The sequence below is a fragment of the Paraburkholderia dipogonis genome, assembly GCF_046027395.1.
GTDB lineage: Bacteria > Pseudomonadota > Gammaproteobacteria > Burkholderiales > Burkholderiaceae > Paraburkholderia > Paraburkholderia dipogonis_A.
Genome location: NZ_JAQQEG010000021.1, coordinates 59,788 through 76,993, shown reverse-complemented (window position 1 = coordinate 76,993; position 17,206 = coordinate 59,788). Strand labels below are relative to the sequence as shown.

General features: G+C 62.6%; 21 protein-coding genes. 6 read left to right on the top strand and 15 right to left on the bottom strand.

Features of this window, described 5'->3' with window-relative positions; translation table 11 throughout:
- Positions 1-19: 19 nt before the first annotated feature.
- Both PQR32_RS22090 and PQR32_RS22085 read right to left on the bottom strand, forming a co-directional pair.
- On the bottom strand, positions 20-682 hold the full coding sequence (locus PQR32_RS22090; protein ID WP_408231612.1) for an SCO family protein: 663 nt from the start codon (positions 680-682) through the stop codon (positions 20-22).
- A 69-nt stretch (positions 683-751) separates the two neighbouring features.
- Positions 752-1,468: an SURF1 family protein gene (locus PQR32_RS22085; RefSeq protein WP_408231609.1), complete on the bottom strand. Its 717-nt coding sequence runs from the start codon at positions 1,466-1,468 to the stop codon at positions 752-754.
- Between the two features lie 111 nt (positions 1,469-1,579).
- On the opposite strand from PQR32_RS22085, the gene PQR32_RS22080 reads away from it, so the two are divergent.
- Positions 1,580-1,789: a twin transmembrane helix small protein gene (locus tag PQR32_RS22080; RefSeq protein WP_007179452.1), complete on the top strand. Its 210-nt coding sequence runs from the start codon at positions 1,580-1,582 to the stop codon at positions 1,787-1,789.
- Between the two features lie 185 nt (positions 1,790-1,974).
- Here PQR32_RS22080 and PQR32_RS22075 read toward each other — a convergent pair whose 3' ends face one another.
- From PQR32_RS22075 to PQR32_RS22040, 8 genes are all read right to left on the bottom strand, one after another.
- Positions 1,975-2,832, bottom strand: coding sequence for a cytochrome c oxidase subunit 3 (locus tag PQR32_RS22075; protein ID WP_408231606.1), 858 nt, complete (start codon positions 2,830-2,832; stop codon positions 1,975-1,977).
- A gap of 131 nt (positions 2,833-2,963) precedes the next feature.
- Positions 2,964-3,173, bottom strand: coding sequence for a DUF2970 domain-containing protein (locus PQR32_RS22070; protein WP_012431612.1), 210 nt, complete (start codon positions 3,171-3,173; stop codon positions 2,964-2,966).
- Positions 3,174-3,208: 35 nt separating this feature from the next.
- Positions 3,209-3,835, bottom strand: coding sequence for a cytochrome c oxidase assembly protein (locus tag PQR32_RS22065; RefSeq protein WP_408231603.1), 627 nt, complete (start codon positions 3,833-3,835; stop codon positions 3,209-3,211).
- A 42-nt stretch (positions 3,836-3,877) separates the two neighbouring features.
- Positions 3,878-4,012, bottom strand: a complete 135-nt coding sequence (locus PQR32_RS22060) for a cytochrome oxidase small assembly protein (RefSeq protein ID WP_097391202.1) — start codon at positions 4,010-4,012, stop codon at positions 3,878-3,880.
- A 114-nt stretch (positions 4,013-4,126) separates the two neighbouring features.
- Positions 4,127-5,740, bottom strand: coding sequence for a cytochrome c oxidase subunit I (gene ctaD, locus PQR32_RS22055; protein ID WP_106282189.1), 1,614 nt, complete (start codon positions 5,738-5,740; stop codon positions 4,127-4,129).
- Positions 5,741-5,784: 44 nt separating this feature from the next.
- Complete coding sequence (gene coxB, locus PQR32_RS22050) at positions 5,785-7,431, bottom strand: cytochrome c oxidase subunit II (protein ID WP_408231600.1); 1,647 nt, start codon at positions 7,429-7,431, stop codon at positions 5,785-5,787.
- Between the two features lie 66 nt (positions 7,432-7,497).
- Positions 7,498-7,971 carry a DUF2244 domain-containing protein gene (locus PQR32_RS22045; protein ID WP_408231597.1) on the bottom strand — a complete coding sequence of 158 codons (474 nt, stop codon included), beginning with the start codon at positions 7,969-7,971 and terminating at the stop codon, positions 7,498-7,500.
- A 313-nt stretch (positions 7,972-8,284) separates the two neighbouring features.
- A complete protein-coding gene (locus tag PQR32_RS22040; protein ID WP_408231594.1) occupies positions 8,285-9,250 on the bottom strand; it encodes a methyltransferase domain-containing protein in 966 nt (321 codons plus the stop codon).
- A gap of 168 nt (positions 9,251-9,418) precedes the next feature.
- Here PQR32_RS22040 and PQR32_RS22035 point away from each other — a divergent pair, with 168 nt between their 5' ends.
- Positions 9,419-10,120 carry a phosphoribosyltransferase family protein gene (locus tag PQR32_RS22035; RefSeq protein ID WP_408231833.1) on the top strand — a complete coding sequence of 234 codons (702 nt, stop codon included), beginning with the start codon at positions 9,419-9,421 and terminating at the stop codon, positions 10,118-10,120.
- 18 nt (positions 10,121-10,138) lie between these two features.
- Entirely contained in the window at positions 10,139-10,609 is a 471-nt protein-coding gene (gene trmL, locus PQR32_RS22030; RefSeq protein ID WP_168792455.1) for a tRNA (uridine(34)/cytosine(34)/5-carboxymethylaminomethyluridine(34)-2'-O)-methyltransferase TrmL, read from the top strand.
- On the opposite strand, the gene PQR32_RS22025 is transcribed toward trmL, so the two are convergent.
- The 5 genes from PQR32_RS22025 to PQR32_RS22005 form a co-directional block, all read right to left on the bottom strand.
- Positions 10,582-11,130 (bottom strand): O-acetyl-ADP-ribose deacetylase, encoded by a 549-nt coding sequence (locus PQR32_RS22025; protein WP_408231591.1) that lies wholly within the window; start codon positions 11,128-11,130, stop codon positions 10,582-10,584. The genes trmL and PQR32_RS22025 overlap by 28 nt on opposite strands.
- 95 nt (positions 11,131-11,225) lie before the next feature.
- Positions 11,226-12,224 (bottom strand): NAD(P)H-dependent glycerol-3-phosphate dehydrogenase, encoded by a 999-nt coding sequence (locus tag PQR32_RS22020; protein ID WP_408231588.1) that lies wholly within the window; start codon positions 12,222-12,224, stop codon positions 11,226-11,228.
- Positions 12,225-12,246: 22 nt separating this feature from the next.
- Positions 12,247-12,717: a protein-export chaperone SecB gene (gene secB / locus PQR32_RS22015; protein WP_007179465.1), complete on the bottom strand. Its 471-nt coding sequence runs from the start codon at positions 12,715-12,717 to the stop codon at positions 12,247-12,249.
- 148 nt (positions 12,718-12,865) lie between these two features.
- The gene (gene grxC / locus PQR32_RS22010) at positions 12,866-13,129 is read right to left on the bottom strand and encodes a glutaredoxin 3 (RefSeq protein ID WP_007179466.1); all 264 of its coding nucleotides are present in this window, start codon (positions 13,127-13,129) and stop codon (positions 12,866-12,868) included.
- Positions 13,126-13,551 carry a rhodanese-like domain-containing protein gene (locus PQR32_RS22005; RefSeq protein WP_012431601.1) on the bottom strand — a complete coding sequence of 142 codons (426 nt, stop codon included), beginning with the start codon at positions 13,549-13,551 and terminating at the stop codon, positions 13,126-13,128. The genes grxC and PQR32_RS22005 overlap by 4 nt, the downstream gene beginning before the upstream one ends.
- Before the next feature lie 137 nt (positions 13,552-13,688).
- On the opposite strand from PQR32_RS22005, the gene gpmA reads away from it, so the two are divergent.
- The 3 genes from gpmA (at position 13,689) to PQR32_RS21990 (ending at position 17,202) form a co-directional block, all read left to right on the top strand.
- Positions 13,689-14,435 (top strand): 2,3-diphosphoglycerate-dependent phosphoglycerate mutase, encoded by a 747-nt coding sequence (gene gpmA / locus PQR32_RS22000; protein WP_408231585.1) that lies wholly within the window; start codon positions 13,689-13,691, stop codon positions 14,433-14,435.
- Between the two features lie 255 nt (positions 14,436-14,690).
- Positions 14,691-16,277: a S41 family peptidase gene (locus PQR32_RS21995; RefSeq protein WP_408231582.1), complete on the top strand. Its 1,587-nt coding sequence runs from the start codon at positions 14,691-14,693 to the stop codon at positions 16,275-16,277.
- A gap of 166 nt (positions 16,278-16,443) precedes the next feature.
- The gene (locus tag PQR32_RS21990) at positions 16,444-17,202 is read left to right on the top strand and encodes a HesA/MoeB/ThiF family protein (protein WP_408231579.1); all 759 of its coding nucleotides are present in this window, start codon (positions 16,444-16,446) and stop codon (positions 17,200-17,202) included.
- The last annotated feature ends 4 nt before the right edge of the window (positions 17,203-17,206 follow it).

Sequence of the window (17,206 nt, the reverse complement as noted above, 5' to 3'; positions counted from 1 at the left end):
TCTTACCTATGTTGCGGCATTAGCCGATGCGCGACCATTTGAGCAGCTTGGTCAGATCGCCTTTGATCTTGCTGGGGTTCGGATCTTTCGGGAAACGCATCATCAGATTGCCGTTCGGATCGACCAGGTAGATGTGGTCGGTAACCTTGGTGCCGTTGTCCGTGGGCAGCCATGCGGACACCTGCGCCGGATCGGCGATCATCATGTCGGTGTCGGGATAGGCCTTTTGTATCACGTCCGCGACGTTGCCTGCATCGGTGCGCAGCCACACTTCCACGACGCGCTCGCGTTCCGGGCCCTGAGCTGCGCGGATTTGTCGCATGAAGTAGAGCTTGGTGACACACGCTTTGTCGCACGCGCTGTTGTCGACCGAAATCATCAGCCAGTGGCCGCGCAGCGTGGCGAACTTGACGGGCTTGCCATCCTCGCCGGTGACCATGAGCGAATCGGGAATTGGACGTTGCGGTTCGACCAGTGCGCCGTAACTCGTGGTGCCGCCGGTCGGCCGGATCACGTAGTACGTGAAATACGACACGGCGATCGGCGCGGCGCAGATGATCGCCACCAGCAGCAGCATCCAGCGGCCGCGCTTCCACGAGCCTTTGCCGTTGGGTTGGCCGGGCATCGCCCGGGGCGCGGTGGGTTTGCCGGCTTGCGGCGAACGGGGAGATTGCGTCGACACTACTGGACCTCTTTCAATGATTTGCGCGGATTGCGAAGTTGAATCGCAAACCGCCTGTGCTGTGCTGCGTTATACGCCCGGTGCATGCTCTTTCCTGGCGGCGCGGCGCGCGGCATACAGGCCGAAGACCAGCGCGGCGGCCGCCATACCCCACCATTGGAACATGTAGCCATAGTTCCGCTCGACGCCGCTAGTAGGCGTGGGCCAGTCGCGCACCAGTTTGTCGCCGTCGTCGCTCAACTGCTGAATCACGAACGATTGCAGCGGCAGGCCGGTTTCCGCGGCGTACGCGGCGACATCCAGATTCTGGCGGATCAGTTGATGCTCGGCCGAACCGCCCTGCCCCAACTCATAAGCGCGCGAGGCATCGGCTCGCGCAATGCCTTCGATTTCGATGTCGCCTTGCGGCGTGGTGTACGGCGCGATGGTCTCGCGGTTGCTCATGTTGCGCGGCAACCAGCCGCGATTCACCAGCACGTAACCGCCGTCGGCCAGTTTAAAAGGCATCACGACGTAAAAGCCCGGCTGGTCGTTATACGGACGATTGTCGAGGTAGACGACCTTGTCCGCGACGAAACTGCCGCGCGCCTTCACGCGATGAAACTCGATGTCCTTGAGTTCGACCGGCGCGCCGCTCACCGGCTGCGCGGGCGCGTTCTCGAACTGCGTGATGTGCGCTTCGAGCGCTTCCTTCTGATGCGCGCGGTCGCGCTGCCAGAAACCTAGCCGCACGGTCACCACGATCACCAGCAGAATCAACAGCGCGGGAACGAGGCGGAACTTCATCGCGCACGCTCGTAAGCCGCGTGCGGCGCAACAGGGAACGACCGGCAAACGCTGGCTCGCGGTGCGATAATAAACATCTTGCCTCTGCGCTTTCCGGTTTCACCTGGTTCCATGCACATTCTCGTTCCCATCGCCTTCGTCCTGATCATCGCCAGCATGGTGTCGGCGCTGTACTTCATGATGCACGACAAGGGCAAAACCAAGCGGATGGTCTGGTCGCTCGCCACTCGGGTGGGCCTGTCGATCTCGCTATTCCTGTTCATCCTGTTCGCTCACTGGATGGGCTGGATTCAGTCGACCGGTATTCCTTACGGGCGCTGAGCACGGCGGAAAAATCTCCACGCCGCCAAACAAAACGCCGCCCTGACAGGGTCGAGGGCGGCGCTGCGTCAGTCTTACGTACTGCTGCTGTCTTGCGTTGTTGCTCGTGCGCCCCGCCCCGCAGGATCTGGCGCGAACAGCCTGCACACATTCCGAGGTTGTCGGTCGGCGCAGGCCAGACTGCGTTACAGCCAGTACACGACGACGTACAGCCCAAGCCACACGACGTCCACAAAGTGCCAATACCAGGCCGCGCCTTCGAACGCGAAGTGATGCTCCGCCGTGAAGTGCCCACGGATCATACGCGCCAGCACGACTGCCAGCATCGTGCCGCCGAGGAACACGTGGAATCCGTGGAAGCCGGTCAGCAGGAAGAACGTCGAACCATACACGCCCGACGACAGCGTCAGATTCAGTTCGTTGTACGCGTGGAAGTATTCGAAGCCTTGCAGGAACAGGAAGCAGACGCCGAGCACGAGCGTTGCGGCCAGCCAGATGATCGCCTTCTTGCGATGATCTTCACGCAGCGCGTGGTGCGACACTGTCAGCGTCGCGCCCGAGGAAAGCAGCAGCGCCGTGTTGATGGTCGGCACCGGCCACGGCTGCATCGACTTGAAGGTCGAGACCAGCGCTGCCGGACCGTTGTTCGGCCACACCGCCGAGAAATCCGGCCAGATCAGCTTGTAATCGAGGCTACCCAGTTGATGCAGCGCGATCTCACGCGCATAGAACAGCGCGCCGAAGAACGCACCGAAGAACATCACTTCGGAGAAGATGAACCAGCTCATGCTCCAGCGGTACGACTTGTCGACGTTCTTGCCGTACATGCCACCTTCCGACTCGGCGATCGCGTCGCCGAACCAGTGCCACAGCGTAAAGAGCAGCCACAACAAACCGGCGACGACGCCGATCGGCGCCCATTCATGTTCGTTGATCCAGGCCGCAAGCGATCCGAGCATGACCAGCAACCCAACCGCGGCGCTAATCGGATGCCGCGACGGATGCGGTACGAAATAGTACGGGCTCTCGTTTTGACCGCTCATTCTTGATTCTCCACTTCAGTCCAGTTGTTCCGGAATCTCCGGCTGTATCTTCGGCGGCGCGTCGATACCGCACCGCTTCGCTCTAATTCGTGGGCGCTGCTTCGCCCGATTCTACGTATGCGCCTGGCGCTTCAACCTACCACGGCGCGTACGATCAGAATCAGCGCCACGATAAAAATGGCCGCGCAGATCAATGCTGCCGCAATCACGTGCAGCGGGTTCAACTGCGTGGCGTCCGCCTCCAGATCGCGACGCTTGCGCACCCCGAAAAACGACCAGAGCACCGCACGCATCGACTGACCAAAACTGCTCTTGCGCGGGCTGCCGCCGTTATCGCTCATCTCGTTTCTTCTTCCTTCGACTGCGGCGCGAGCCGTCAGGCGGGATTGGCGGCGGTGGCCGCCGCGCTTTTATCCGTGTTAGCCGTGGGCGCTGCGCTTCCGGCCGTCGCCGCTGCCGGCGCATTCAACTCAAAGAACGTGTACGACAACGTGATCGTTTTCACGTCCTTCGGCAACTTCGGATCGACCACGAACACCACCGGCATCCGCTTCGTCTGATTCGCCGTCAACGTCTGCTGCGTAAAGCAAAAACACTCGATCTTCTTGAAGTACTCGGTGGCCTGCTTCGGCGCGTAGCTCGGAATGGCTTGCGCCTGAATCGTGCGCGCCTGTTCGTTGCTCACCTCGTACATCACCGTCGTCACTTCGCCCGGATGCACATCCAGACTGCGCTGCTCCGGCTTGAAACCCAGCGGGCCGCGCGCGTTCGCATCGAATTCGATCGAAATCGTGCGGCTCATGTCGACCTGCGTATTCTTCGCCTCGCGCACCGTGGCATCACGCTGCACGAGGTTGTTGATGCCGGTGATCTGACAGATCGCGCGGTACATCGGCACCAGCGCGAAACCGAAACCGAACATCATCAACGCGACGATGAACAGCTTGATCAGCATCGAACGGTTAAAAGAGCGGTCGGCCTGAGCCGGCGGTTGTGTCGACATCTCAATCCTCAACAAACCTGCAAACTGACTCGAACCACCTGGTCAGGTGAACCACTTCTGATGGATGATCACGCTCGCGAAAAAGACCGCGGCGATCACGAACATCACGAAACCGATCCGCCGGTTGCCCGCGCGAATCTGCTCGGGCGTACGTCTTTCTTGAGGATTGCGCGTCATGCTCGACTTTCTGAATACTTTTCGTGACTACGGGTACCGCCACCGCTTTCGTGATCGCCGGCTCAGGTAACGAACTGCTGCGCTGTCCGAGCCGGCAACCTCACCGTGCGCCGATTACTCAACGGTCGGCGGGTTTTCGAACGTGTGGAACGGAGCCGGGCTCGGCACGGTCCATTCGAGGCCCGTTGCGCCGTCCCACGGCTTGTCGCCAGCCTTTTCGAGTTCGCCGCCGCCACGGTAGGCCGGCAGTGCAACCGCGAACAGGAAGTAGACCTGCGCCAGACCGAAGCCAAACGCGCCGATCGAGATGACCTGGTTCCAGTCCGTGAACTGCGCCGGGTAGTCAGCGTAACGACGCGGCATACCTGCGAGACCGACGAAGTGCATCGGCAGGAACGCGAGGTTGAAGAAGAACAGCGACGCCCAGAAGTGGATCTTGCCGCGCGTTTCGTTGTACATCCAGCCGGTCCACTTCGGCGCCCAGTAGTACCAGCCGGAGAACAGCGCGAAGAGCGAGCCCGCCACCAGCACGTAGTGGAAGTGCGCGACGACGAAATAGGTGCCGTGGTACTGGATGTCGAGCGGGGCCATTGCCAGCATGAGACCCGACAGACCGCCGAACGTGAACACGATCAGGAAGCCGACCGCGAACAACATCGGCGTTTCGAAGCTCAGCGAACCGCGCCACATCGTCGCGACCCAGTTGAACACCTTCACGCCCGTCGGCACGGCGATCAGCATGGTCGCGTACATGAAGAACAGCTGGCCCGTCACCGGCATGCCGGTTGCGAACATGTGGTGCGCCCAGACCATGAACGACAGAATCGCGATCGACGAGGTTGCGTACACCATCGAGCTATAGCCGAACAGCGGCTTGCGCGAGAACGCCGGAATCACCTGCGAGACGATCCCGAACGCCGGCAAGATCATGATGTACACCTCGGGGTGCCCGAAGAACCAGAAGATGTGCTGGTACATGACCGGGTCGCCGCCGCCTGCCGCGTTGAAGAACGACGTGCCGAAGTGGCGATCGAACAGCACCATGGTGATCGCGCCTGCCAGAACCGGCATCACGGCGATCAGCAGGTATGCGGTGATCAGCCACGTCCAGACGAACATCGGCATCTTCATCAGCGTGAGGCCGGGCGCGCGCATGTTCAGGATCGTCACGACGATGTTGATCCCGCCCATGATCGACGAAGCACCCATCAAGTGGACCGCGAAAATCGCGAAGTCCATGCCCGGGCCCATCTGCGTGGACAGCGGCGCGTAGAGCGTCCAGCCCGCGGCGGTCGCGCCGCCCGGCGAGAAGAACGAACCGACCAGCAGGACAGCCGCCACCGGCAGAAGCCAGAAGCTGAAGTTGTTCATGCGGGCGAAAGCCATGTCCGATGCGCCGATCTGCAGCGGCACCATCCAGTTCGCGAAGCCGACGAAGGCCGGCATGATCGCGCCGAACACCATGATCAGGCCGTGCATGGTGGTCAACTGGTTGAAGAACTCGGGGCGCATGATCTGCAGGCCCGGTTCGAACAGCTCGGCACGGATCATCAGCGCCATCACGCCCCCGGAGAGGAACATGGTGAACGAGAAGATCAGGTACAGCGTACCGATGTCCTTGTGATTGGTTGCGAACAGCCAACGGCGCCAGCCATGCGGCGTTTCGTGGGCATGGTCGCCGTGCACGTGTTCGTGGCCTGCGACTACATCGTGTCCGATGCTAGACATGACAATCTCCTAAAGCGAATACTGCGGTGCTGACCATGAACACGTCAGGCAGCCGGGCTGATCTGAACACGCCGGGCTTCTTTCGCGTCGCTGCCGCCCGTGATCGTTTCCGGCTTCTTTAAAATAATATGGTCTTCGGCAATGCCGGCTGCTTTCAACGCGTCGCGTACGGCTTCGGCACGGCTCTTCGCGAGTTTCGCGTTGAGATCGGCGGAGCCGGTGGCGTCGGTGAAGCCCGACAGCGTGAATTTCGCATCCGGATGCGCCTTCGCGTAGGCCGCGGCTGCGTCGACTGCCGCTTTTGCGTCGGCCGGCAGCGTGCTCTTGCCGGTGTCGAAGTAGATGCTCGCCGGCAGTGCCGCTTGCGTTGCCGCGCTGTCCGAACCGGCCGGTGCCGACGCCGTTGCCGCTTCCGCGCCCGAGGCACCGGATGCTGCCGCCGCGCCCGAAGCCGCTTCTGCGCCGCTCGCCGCTGCGCCTGCGTCGGCCAGATGGTTGCCACCTTCCGGCAGCTTGCCGTTACGGGCGTCCGCAACCTGCTTCGGCTGGAGAATGTCGCCGGTGTGGTTGCCCCACGAGTTACGTTCGTACGTAACCACCGAAGCGATTTCGACGTCATTCAGTGTAGGCGCCCACGACGGCATCGCATTCTTGCCCTTCAGCACCAGGCTGACGTGCTCGGCGATCGCGCCGTTGGCGATCTTGCTGCCGTCGAGCGCCGGGAATGCGCCCGCGCCCTTGCCGGTCGGCTGGTGGCAGACCGCGCAGTTCGCTGCGTAGACCTTGCCGCCGCGCTCCATCAGCTCGGCCATGGTGTAGGTCTTGTTCGGGTCGTCCTGGCCAGCGGCCATTTTCTTCTTCTGCGTATCGACCCACTTCGCGTAGTCGTCGGCGGACAGCACTTCGACCACCACCGGCATGAACGCGTGTTCCTTGCCGCACAGTTCAGTACAGAAGCCGCGGAACGTGCCGGTCTTCTCAGCCTTGAACCACGTGTCGCGCACGAAGCCCGGAATCGCGTCCTGCTTCACGCCGAAAGCCGGCACGTACCAGGAGTGGACCACGTCGTTCGCGGTGGTGATGATGCGGATTTTCTTGTCGACCGGGACGACCAGCGGATTGTCGACTTCCTGCAGATACGTGGTGGAAATCGGCTCGCGGCCATCGGTTTCCGCACGCGGCGTGGCCAGCGTGGACAGGAAGTTGATGCCTTCGCCCGGGCCCTTCACGTAGTCGTAGCCCCATTTCCACTGGTAGCCGGTGACCTTGATGGTGACGTCGGCGTTGGTGGTGTCTTTCATCGCGACCACCGTCTTGGTGGCGGGCAGCGCCATCAGCACGACGATGATGAACGGCACGATCGTCCAGATGATTTCGACGGTGGTGCTTTCGTGGAAGTTGGAAGCTTTGTGGCCTTTCGATTTGCGGTGAGCAAAGATCGAATAGAACATCACGCCGAACACGCCGACGAAGATGACCAGGCAAAGTACCAGCATGAACATGTGGAGGCTAAAGAGCTCCTCAGCGATTTTCGTCGCAGGCGGCTGGAGATTGATCTCGTTGACGGCAGGGCCGCCCGGAACATCGCCCACTGCCAGGGCCGCGCCGGCGAAAAGCAGTCCGCTCATCGCCAGCACACCCATGAGGGCTCGCTTGATTGTTTTCATAGCTTCCTTACCCAAATTTTCCATTCAAACCCTCGACCCCGCTGGCAGGTTGCCTCGCGCTCCCCGTGAACGCCGCGCGACTTCACGCCTCTAACAACGCGTGAGCCACATACGCAATTCGCCTGCGAACTGCGCGCGCCGATACTGCGCGAGATGTTGCCCGATCATGATCGTCTGGCCGCGCGAGACCAGTTTGATCCGGTCACGCGGTGTTGCGCCCGCCTCGATCCGCACCCAGCGCGGATTGAACTCGAACTGCGTGAGTTGTTCGGCGTTGACCTGCTCGATGACGAGCCGGTTCTGAAACAACCGGATACGCTCGTAATCCACAGCATGACGCGCATAGATGGCAAACGCGATGCCCACCGCCAGCAATTCGACACCAGTGAACGGCAACACCAGCCAGGCACCGACCAGAACCAGCATGAAAGCAATTGCCAACGAGAACAACGCAAGCGACACGTAGAAACATACGAACTGCCGCGGCGATATCGAACAGTTGCGTTTCATCGTCCAGTCTTTGAGAACTGGTTCTGAATCCGCAAGCAGATCTGATGCTCCCATCGCTGCCTCCCGCCGATTGTCTCCAATCGCCGCCAGCGGTCATTCCTCGCGACCGTTATTCCGGCCGCTCGATCACCGCCGCGTCATCTTATCTTGCTGCCCTGTGCCCCGGGCCTGTCGCCCCAAATGTGGGAACTCCGGGCGACAAACTGACGCATTATAGGCGCGATCCATAGCATCCACAAGCAAGCCTCGATTGGCCCACAAGCCAGGCGCGACAAGCCTCCGCGCCGTTTTGACGCACCTTTTGCGCGTCTTTTGAAGCGGTAATTTCAGACATAACAGATGTCCTCTTTACCGCCTCGTCGATTCCTCAACGATTCCTCGACGAACCGCGTCCGATGTCCTCGATTCGGACGATGCCATGACCTTCCGCCGTGGTGCGCGGCACGGCTTTCCACGCGTGTCCGTAGATCACTTCGAAGGTCAGCGCGATCGTGCCGTCGGCGCGCCGCCGGGCTTCGAGGGCCGCCAGCAAAGCCTTGTGCAGCCGGCGCGCGGCGGCGCTCGACGACGCTTCGCGCTCGAACGGATAGGCGCCCCAGCGGCGCACGTCGGCGAGCAGCGACTGCGGCGACCTGTAGGTGATGGTGAGGACTTCCTGGTCCATCACGGGAATCTCGAAGCCGCTCTCCACCAGCATGTCGCCGAGATCGTGCATGTCGACGAAGTCGATCACATGCTTGCGCGAGGCGACACCGTGCGCGGCCTCGACCTCGGCGTAGGCGCCGCGTAATTCCTTGAGCGAGTCGGGGCCGAGCGTGCTGAACATCAGCAGCCCGTTGACTTTCAGCACACGCTGCCACTCGGGAAACACGAGATCGGGCCGTGAGTGCCAGTGCAGCGCCAGATTGGACCAGATAAATTCGAAGGCGCCGGCCGCGAACGGCAGCGCCGAAAAGTCGGCTTGCGCGAAGCGTGGACCACGGGCGCCGAGCGCTTTACCCAGCGAGGCCGGCAGAAAGCGCCGCCAGCTCGTGTCGCCCGAATCGTGTTGCAGCGCGCGCGTGAGCATGCCGTGCGATAGATCGGAGCCGAACACCGGCGCTTCCGGAAAACGCTCGCGCAAAGCGGGAATGTCTTCGCCCGCGCCGCAACCGGCGTCGAGCACGCTCGCCGGCGTCACCTTGATGTAGTCGAGACGCTCGCGCATACGTTGCGCGATTTCGCGAGGCAGGAACGCGACGTCGCCGAAAGTCGCTGCGCGGCGGTCGAAGATCCGCCGGAGGCGCCGGGAATCATAGGCCGGACGGCCTGTTTGAGCGGAAGTTGGGGACATGGGTGTCGTGCTGACGTGGAGCAGGAAGTATACTCGCTCGCTTCCTTCCATTCAGCGTGAAAGGCCTTCGCGGGCGGTCCCACCGTGCCATTCCGACCCATTTCATCATTTTCCGGCGGCAGATTCGCGCGTTTCGCGAGCGGCTTGCATTCAGCGTGGCCGCGCGTGATGCACGCCGCGTTGCCGAACCTCTGCGCGTTATGCGGCAATTTGTCGCATACGACGCTCTGCGCCGGTTGCGACGCGGCCTACTGGAACGAAAGCCGGTTGCGCTGCACCGTCTGCGCAGTGCCGTTATCCCGTTCGCGATGGGCGGCGCACGCGCAATATCGCTGTGCGGATTGCATCGGCGAGCCGCCACCGTTCGACGCGACCTTCGCCCTCGCCGACTACCGGGCGCCGCTCGACGCGCTCGCAGTCGGCCTGAAATTTCGCGCGCGACTGATGCTGGCGCGCGAGTTCGCACAACGGCTCGCACGTGTTGCACAGGACTCCTGGCAGGACTGCGCCGAATGGCCGGACGTGATCGCGCCCGTGCCGCTTGCCAGAAAACGTCTCACCGAGCGCGGCTACAACCAGGCCTGGCAGATCGCCAGGCCGCTGGCCCGCGCGCTGAAAGTACGCAGCGACGCGACCTTGCTGAAGCGCGTGATTCACACCGCGCCGCAGTCGCGGCTCGATCTCGACGCCCGCCGCCTGAACGTGGGCCGCGCCTTCAAGGTCGCCGGGTCCGCGCAAGGCCTGCACGTCGGTATCGTCGACGATGTGATGACGACCGGCGCGACGCTCGAAGCGCTGGCGCGCACGCTCAAGGCGGCGGGCGCGCGGCGGGTCACCAACTTCGTCGCGCTGCGCACACCGAAAAACTAGTCTCCACCTGAGCTCACCATGTTCAATGTCGTTCTCGTAGAACCGGAAATTCCGCCGAACACCGGCAACGTGATCCGCCTGTGCGCCAACACCGGAGCCCGGCTGCATCTGATCGAGCCGCTCGGCTTTCCGCTCGACGACGCCAAGTTGCGCCGCGCCGGCCTCGACTATCACGAGTATGCGCAAATGAACGTGCATGCGGACTGGGCGGCGTTCATCGCCAAGGAATCGCCGGACCCGGCGCGCATGTTCGCCTTCACCACGCGCGGCTCGGGCCGCTTTCACGAGCACGCGTTTCAATCCGGCGACTGGTTCGTGTTCGGCGCCGAAACGCGCGGCCTGCCCGACTCGGTGCTCGACCAGTTCGCCAACGAGCAACGCGTGCGCCTGCCCATGCGTCCGGGCAACCGCAGCCTGAATCTATCGAATACCGTCGCGGTCGTGGTGTTCGAAGCCTGGCGTCAGACCGGCTTCGACGGCGGCGCCTGACGGCGTTTCAACTCCGCTTCATAGCGCGCGAACATGGCGTCGTCGAAACAGGCGAACACTACCTGTTCGATCTGCGGCGTGCGCGGCAAGGTGTCGATCACCGTGCCGACCGCGATCCGCACGGCCTCGTCGGCGGGGAAATGGTAGATGCCGCAACTAATCGCGGGGAACGCAATGCTCTTGCACTGCGCCTCGCGCGCCACCTCGAGCGAGCGCTGATAACAGGAGGCCAGCAGGTCGGCCTCACCATGCGTTCCGCCACGCCAGACCGGGCCGACGGCATGAATCACATGTTTAGCCGGCAGACGGTAGCCTCCGGTCAGCTTCGCGTCGCCGGTCGCACAGCCGCCGAGCGTTTCGCACTCGCGCAGCAAATCCTTGCCGGCCGCGCGATGAATCGCGCCGTCCACGCCGCCTCCGCCCAATAACGACGTATTCGCGGCGTTCACGATCGCATCCACGGCGAGCGTGGTGATGTCGACCACGTGTGCTTCCAGCGTGCAACGATTGAATCTGAGCATGGGAACCTCGCTGATCCGAAACGTCGATAAAACGTGGACAGCGATAGCGAGCAGCCGTTCAGCGCTTTGCGCGCTAAACGGCTGAAAGACAAGGCTTATTCGGCTTTGGAGTCGCGCCGCAGCAGGGCGCTGACGGCGTCGCGCGGCGCCACACCGTCGAACAGCACGGCGCAGACCGCTTGTGTGATCGGCATCTCGATGGCATGCGCGCGAGCAATCGCGAGCACGGCTTGCGCGCAACGCACGCCTTCGGCCACGTGACCGAGGGCGCCGAGAATATCGTCGAGCGTGCGGCCCGCGGCGAGTTGCACGCCGACCGTGCGATTGCGCGACAGATCGCCGGTTGCGGTCAGGATCAGATCGCCGAGGCCGGTCAAACCGGTGAACGTTTCGGCCCGTCCGCCAAGTATCACGCCGAGGCGCGACATTTCAGCGAGACCGCGCGTGATCAGCGCCGCGCGTGCGTTGAGCCCGAGGCCGAGGCCGTCGGCGATGCCTGTTGCAATGGCCAGCACGTTTTTCACCGCACCGCCCACTTCCACGCCGACGACGTCGTCGCCGGTATAGATGCGCATGGCGCCGTGATGAAATGCGGCGACCGTGCGCTCGCGGCACGCCGCCGACGCACTCGCGATGGTCAACGCGACCGGCAAGCCCTGCCCGACTTCGCGCGCGAAACTCGGACCGGAGAGCACGCCGTTACTGCCGTGCGCCGGTAGTTCGGCCGCGACCACTTGATGCGGCATCAACTGCGAATCGGCTTCAAAACCTTTACACAACCACACCACATGCGCCGGCACTTTGCCCGCGTCGCGCATGGCCCGAAACAAACCGCGCAGTCCGGCCACGGGCGTCGCCACGACGCATAACGCGTCGTCGGCGAGCGCGTGGTCGAGCGCTGCGTCCAGATCGGCTTCATAGCGAAGCGCCGGCGGCAAAGCAACGCCCGCCAGATAGCGGGCGTTTTCGTGCGAAGCGGAGAGATCGGCAATGAGCGCGGGCTCGCGCGCCCACAACACCGTGTCGTGCCGTACGGCCAGATGGCCGGCGAGGGCTGTACCCCACGCGCCGGCGCCAAGGACAGCAACCTTCATAGCCGGCACTGCTTGCGACACGTTAGTGCGTGACGCCGTTCTGCGCCGCGCCGTCCTGGCCACCCATCTGCGCGAGACGTTGCTCGTACAGCGCCTGGAAGTTGATCTCGGCGAGGTGGATCGGCGGGAAACCGGCGCGGGTGATCGCGTCGGCGATGTTCGAACGCAAATACGGGAACAGGATGGTCGGGCAGGCAATGCCGACCAGCGGGTCGATCTGCTCAGCCGGAATGTTGCGGATGTCGAAAATGCCGGCTTGCTTGGCTTCGATCAGGAACGCAACCTTGTCCGACACCTTGGCCGTGACCGTGCCCGTGACGAGGATTTCGAACACGGTGTCGGCGAGGCGTTCGGCCTTCACGTCGACTTCGACTTCGACCGAGGGCATTTCCTGCTCGAGGAAGATGCCCGGCGAATTCGGCTGCTCGAGCGACATGTCCTTCAAATAGATGCGCTGGATGTTGAAGAACGGCTGGTTATTCTCGTCGGACATGATGAAATGATTCCCTGATAGGTATGCATGGCGGCGGCCCATGCAAGCATGGGCCGCCAGATCGTTGCGGCGCGCCGCCCGCCCTGATGGGGCGAGGACGCGCCGGCTTGTGGTTCACCCGCCTTCATGCGCCCGTGGGCGCACGAATTCAGGCGGTTGCTTCGAGCAGCGGCATCAAACCGCCCGCGCGATCGAGCGCGGAGAGGTCATCGTACCCGCCCACATGCGTCTCGCCGATGAACACTTGCGGCACCGTGCGGCGACCGGTCCGGGTCATCATTTCCTCGCGACGGGCCGGGTCTTTGTCGATCAGTACCTTTTCAACGTGCTCGACGCCGCGCGACTTTAAAAGACGTTCGGCCATCTGGCAATACGGGCACACCTGGGTGCTGTACATGATCACTTTGTTCACTTGGCTGCTCCTTGTTTCACAACCGGCATACCGGCTTTCTGCCAGGCGTCGACACCGCCTTCGAGAACATGGACTTCCGCGTAACCTGCATCCTGCACGATACGCGCTGCCTTGTTCGACTGCTGGCCGGTCTGGCATACCAGCAGCACCGGGTTGCTCTTGTTCTTCACGAGTTGCGCGACCTTCGCCTGCAACTCTGCAAATTCAAGGTGCCGTGCCGCGGGCAAATGCCCTTTGGCGTAGTCGGCGGACGGACGCAGGTCGATGACCGCCGCATTGCGCCGGTTGATCAGTTGCGTGGCTTCTGCGGCCGACAGGCCGCCACGGCCGCGCCGGCTGATCGTCGGCCACAGCAGCAACCCACCGGAGATGAGGACGATCGCGATCAGTACAAGGTTTGTGTAATCAGTGAAAAACTTCACGGAAAATCCGCCGAAAAAGAGAGAAATCGAAAAGGGCAATCCACCCATTATAAAATAACCGTCTGACGCGATGGCGGCGCTCCTCCAGAGGACCCCCGCAGCGCTTGACCGCTTCCTCACTACCGACCGGCAATCTCATGTACAAACTCGTTCTCATCCGCCACGGCGAATCGACGTGGAACAAGGAAAACCGCTTCACGGGCTGGGTCGACGTCGACCTCACCGAACAGGGCAACAATGAGGCGCAGCAAGCGGGCGTGCTGCTGAAGGACTCGGGCTACACGTTCGACATCGCCTACACGTCGGTGCTCAAGCGCGCGATCCGCACCTTGTGGCACGTGCAGGACAAAATGGATCTGATGTACCTGCCGGTGGTGCATTCGTGGCGTCTGAATGAACGCCACTACGGCGCGCTGTCGGGTCTGAACAAGGCGGAAACGGCCGCCAAGTTCGGCGACGAACAGGTGCTGGTCTGGCGCCGCAGCTACGACACGCCGCCGCCGGCGCTCGAGCCGACGGACGAGCGCGCCCCCTACAACGACCCGCGCTACGCCAAGGTGCCGCGCGAGCAACTGCCGCTCACCGAATGCCTGAAAGACACGGTCGCGCGCGTTCTGCCGCTGTGGAACGAGTCGATTGCGCCGGCTATCAAGTCGGGCCGCAAGGTCGTGATCGCCGCCCACGGCAATTCGATCCGCGCACTGGTGAAGTACCTCGACAATATTTCGGACGACGACATCGTCGGCCTGAATATTCCGAATGGCGTGCCGCTCGTCTATGAACTCGATGAGAACCTGAAGCCCATCAAGCACTACTATCTGGGCGACCAGGAAGCGATCGCCAAGGCGCAAGCCGCTGTTGCCAAGCAAGGCAAGGCGGGCTGATCTGCCATCTTGCCGCCATGCTGCCGTCAGAAATGCGGCGCAATGGCGGCCCACGGAGCGCGCCGTTCTGGCCGCCATCGATCCGTTACGGCACATTACTTCATCGTTGTGCGCGCAATCCCACGAACCAGGTCCGGCGCGTGCTGTCGAATCACGATTGCCTGCGCCGCGCCCTGAGTGGGCGGGTGTGCAGTTATACTTGTCCGTCCCCATCTCTATCGACGCTGCCACGCGCTTCCGACCGCAACAGACTCTATGCGAAAGAACCTGAAAAATATCGGCCTGATTGCCGCGGGCCTTGCTACCGGCGTTTTTGCCACCCTGCAACTTTCCGCTTCGGCCCAGCAACCCGCCAGCGCAGCGTCCAACGCTGTTGCACCGCTGCCGCTGGACCAGCTCAGGCTCTTTGCCGAAGTCTTCGGGCAAATCAAGCACGAGTACGTCGAACCGGTCGACGATAAAAAGCTTCTCACCGCCGCCATCAAGGGCATGGTGTCGAGTCTCGACCCGCACTCGTCGTATCTCGACAAGACCGATTACGAGGAACTGCAGGAGCAGACCAAGGGTCGCTTCGCCGGTCTCGGCATCGAAATTTCGTCGGAAGACGGCCTGATCAAGGTGATTTCGCCGATCGAGGACACGCCCGCGTTCCGCGCCGGCATCCGTCCGGGCGACCTGATCACGCGTATCAACGACAAACCCGTGCGCGGCATGACACTCGACCAGGCGGTCAAGCAGATGCGCGGCGACCCGGGCACCAAGGTCACGCTCACCATCTTCCGCAAGACCGACGACCGCACGTTCCCGCTCACCGTGACGCGCGCGATCATCAAGGTCCAGTCGGTCAAGATGAAGATTCTCGCGCCGGGCTACGCCTATGTGCGGATCACCAGCTTCCAGGAACGCACCACGCCTGATCTCGCCGCGAAACTGCAAGACATTGCGCGTCAGCAGCCGAATCTGAAGGGTCTCGTGCTCGATCTGCGCAATAACGGCGGTGGCCTGCTGCAAAGCGCGGTCGGCGTGGCCGGCGCGTTCCTGCCGCCGAATTCGGTTGTGGTGTCCACCAACGGCCAGATTCCGGATTCGAAACAGGTCTACCGCGACACTTACGACAACTACCGCCTGCAATCCTTCGACAGCGATCCGCTGAAGGACGAAGCGCCGATCTTCAAGACTGTGCCGATGATCGTGCTGACCAACGCGTACTCCGCGTCGGCGTCAGAAATCGTCGCGGGCGCGCTGCAGGATCAGCATCGTGCGCTGATCGTCGGCAAGACCACCTTCGGCAAGGGTTCGGTGCAAACGGTTCGCCCCATGACCGCCGACACCGCGCTGCGCCTGACCACGGCGTACTACTACACGCCGAGCGGCCGTTCGATCCAGAACAAGGGCATCCGTCCTGACATCGCGGTCGACCAATACGCAGAAGGCGATCCGGACGACGCGCTCGTCACCCGCGAAGTCGACTACTCGAATCACCTTGCGAACACGCAAGACCCGAACGAGAAGAAGGAAGCCGAACAGCGCGAAGCGGACCGTATGGAACAACTGCGCGTCCTCGAAGAGCAAAACGACAAGAAGACGCCGGAACAGCGCCAGAAGGATCGTGAACGCAAGCCGGTCGAGTTCGGTTCGAACGACGACTTCATGCTGCAACAGGCGTTGAACAAGCTGGAAGGCAAGCCGGTTCAGGAGTCGAAGTCGCTCAGCGAGCGCCGTCTCGCGCAGAACAAGCCGGCCACGTCGGCGTCCGCGCCGGTCGCGGTAAAGCCGACGCAACCGGTGCCGGGCGCATCGGGCCCGGCGCCGGCCTCGGCGCCTGCTTCGCAAAGCAACTAAGCATCAAGCCTGACGTGTCTTCGCAGCGGAACATGCTGCGAAGACACGCTGTCATACGCAGCATCAGCAAGAACACCCGCTCCCGGCGCGATTAAAATATCGACAACGCGCACGACAGGCCCATCGGTCCTGCATCTCATCGCGCGACACATTCACGCGCCCCGCCATGAACGACGATCAACTCCTTCGCTACTCCCGCCACATCCTCGTCGATGAAATCGGCATCGAGGCGCAGCAGCGCTTTATCGACGCGCACGCGATCATCGTCGGCGCAGGCGGCCTGGGTTCGCCCGCGGCGATGTATCTGGCTGCGGCCGGCGTCGGCCGTTTGACACTGGTCGATGCCGATACGGTCGATCTGACCAACCTGCAACGGCAGATCCTGCACGTGACCGCATCGGTTGGACGCAAGAAGGTGGAGTCCGGGCGAGACGCGATCGCGCAAATTAATCCCGAGGTCGTGGTGAACGCGGTGGCCGAGCGGGTCGGCGACGCGTGGCTCGACGCGCAAGTGCCACACGCGAGCGTCGTGCTCGATTGCACCGATAATTTCGCCACGCGCCATGCGATCAACCGCGCCTGCGTGAAACACGGCGTGCCGCTGGTGTCGGGCGCGGCGTTGCGCTTCGACGGCCAGATCAGCACCTTCGATTTCCGCGACGCAGCGTCGCCCTGCTATGCCTGCGTGTTTCCCGAAGACCAGCCGTTCGAGGAAGTCGCGTGTTCGACCATGGGCGTGTTCGCACCGACGGTCGGCATCGTCGGTTCGATGCAGGCCGCTGAAGCGCTCAAGGTGATCGGCGGAATCGGTACGCCGTTGCTCGGCCGCCTGATGATGCTCGATTCGCTGCGGATGGAGTGGACCACGATGCGGATCGCGCGCCAGCCGGATTGCCCAGTGTGCGGGCAGACGCACCCGGCTTGACGCT

Bases quoted from the DNA above. Each gene is read 5' to 3' on its own strand.
- PQR32_RS22065 (WP_408231603.1), bottom strand. From the start codon at position 3,835: ATGTCGACACAACCGCCGGCTCAGGCCGACCGCTCTTTTAACCGTTCG.
- PQR32_RS21995 (WP_408231582.1), top strand. From the start codon at position 14,691: ATGCGAAAGAACCTGAAAAATATCGGCCTGATTGCCGCGGGCCTTGCT.
- gpmA (WP_408231585.1), top strand. From the start codon at position 13,689: ATGTACAAACTCGTTCTCATCCGCCACGGCGAATCGACGTGGAACAAG.
- coxB (WP_408231600.1), bottom strand. From the start codon at position 7,431: ATGGAAAATTTGGGTAAGGAAGCTATGAAAACAATCAAGCGAGCCCTC.
- PQR32_RS22025 (WP_408231591.1), bottom strand. From the start codon at position 11,130: ATGCTCAGATTCAATCGTTGCACGCTGGAAGCACACGTGGTCGACATC.
- ctaD (WP_106282189.1), bottom strand. From the start codon at position 5,740: ATGTCTAGCATCGGACACGATGTAGTCGCAGGCCACGAACACGTGCAC.
- trmL (WP_168792455.1), top strand. From the start codon at position 10,139: ATGTTCAATGTCGTTCTCGTAGAACCGGAAATTCCGCCGAACACCGGC.
- PQR32_RS22070 (WP_012431612.1), bottom strand. From the start codon at position 3,173: ATGAGCGATAACGGCGGCAGCCCGCGCAAGAGCAGTTTTGGTCAGTCG.
- PQR32_RS21990 (WP_408231579.1), top strand. From the start codon at position 16,444: ATGAACGACGATCAACTCCTTCGCTACTCCCGCCACATCCTCGTCGAT.
- PQR32_RS22080 (WP_007179452.1), top strand. From the start codon at position 1,580: ATGCACATTCTCGTTCCCATCGCCTTCGTCCTGATCATCGCCAGCATG.
- PQR32_RS22075 (WP_408231606.1), bottom strand. From the start codon at position 2,832: ATGAGCGGTCAAAACGAGAGCCCGTACTATTTCGTACCGCATCCGTCG.
- PQR32_RS22060 (WP_097391202.1), bottom strand. From the start codon at position 4,012: ATGACGCGCAATCCTCAAGAAAGACGTACGCCCGAGCAGATTCGCGCG.
- PQR32_RS22045 (WP_408231597.1), bottom strand. From the start codon at position 7,971: ATGGGAGCATCAGATCTGCTTGCGGATTCAGAACCAGTTCTCAAAGAC.
- secB (WP_007179465.1), bottom strand. From the start codon at position 12,717: ATGTCCGACGAGAATAACCAGCCGTTCTTCAACATCCAGCGCATCTAT.
- PQR32_RS22085 (WP_408231609.1), bottom strand. From the start codon at position 1,468: ATGAAGTTCCGCCTCGTTCCCGCGCTGTTGATTCTGCTGGTGATCGTG.
- PQR32_RS22040 (WP_408231594.1), bottom strand. From the start codon at position 9,250: ATGTCCCCAACTTCCGCTCAAACAGGCCGTCCGGCCTATGATTCCCGG.
- PQR32_RS22020 (WP_408231588.1), bottom strand. From the start codon at position 12,224: ATGAAGGTTGCTGTCCTTGGCGCCGGCGCGTGGGGTACAGCCCTCGCC.
- PQR32_RS22035 (WP_408231833.1), top strand. From the start codon at position 9,419: ATGCACGCCGCGTTGCCGAACCTCTGCGCGTTATGCGGCAATTTGTCG.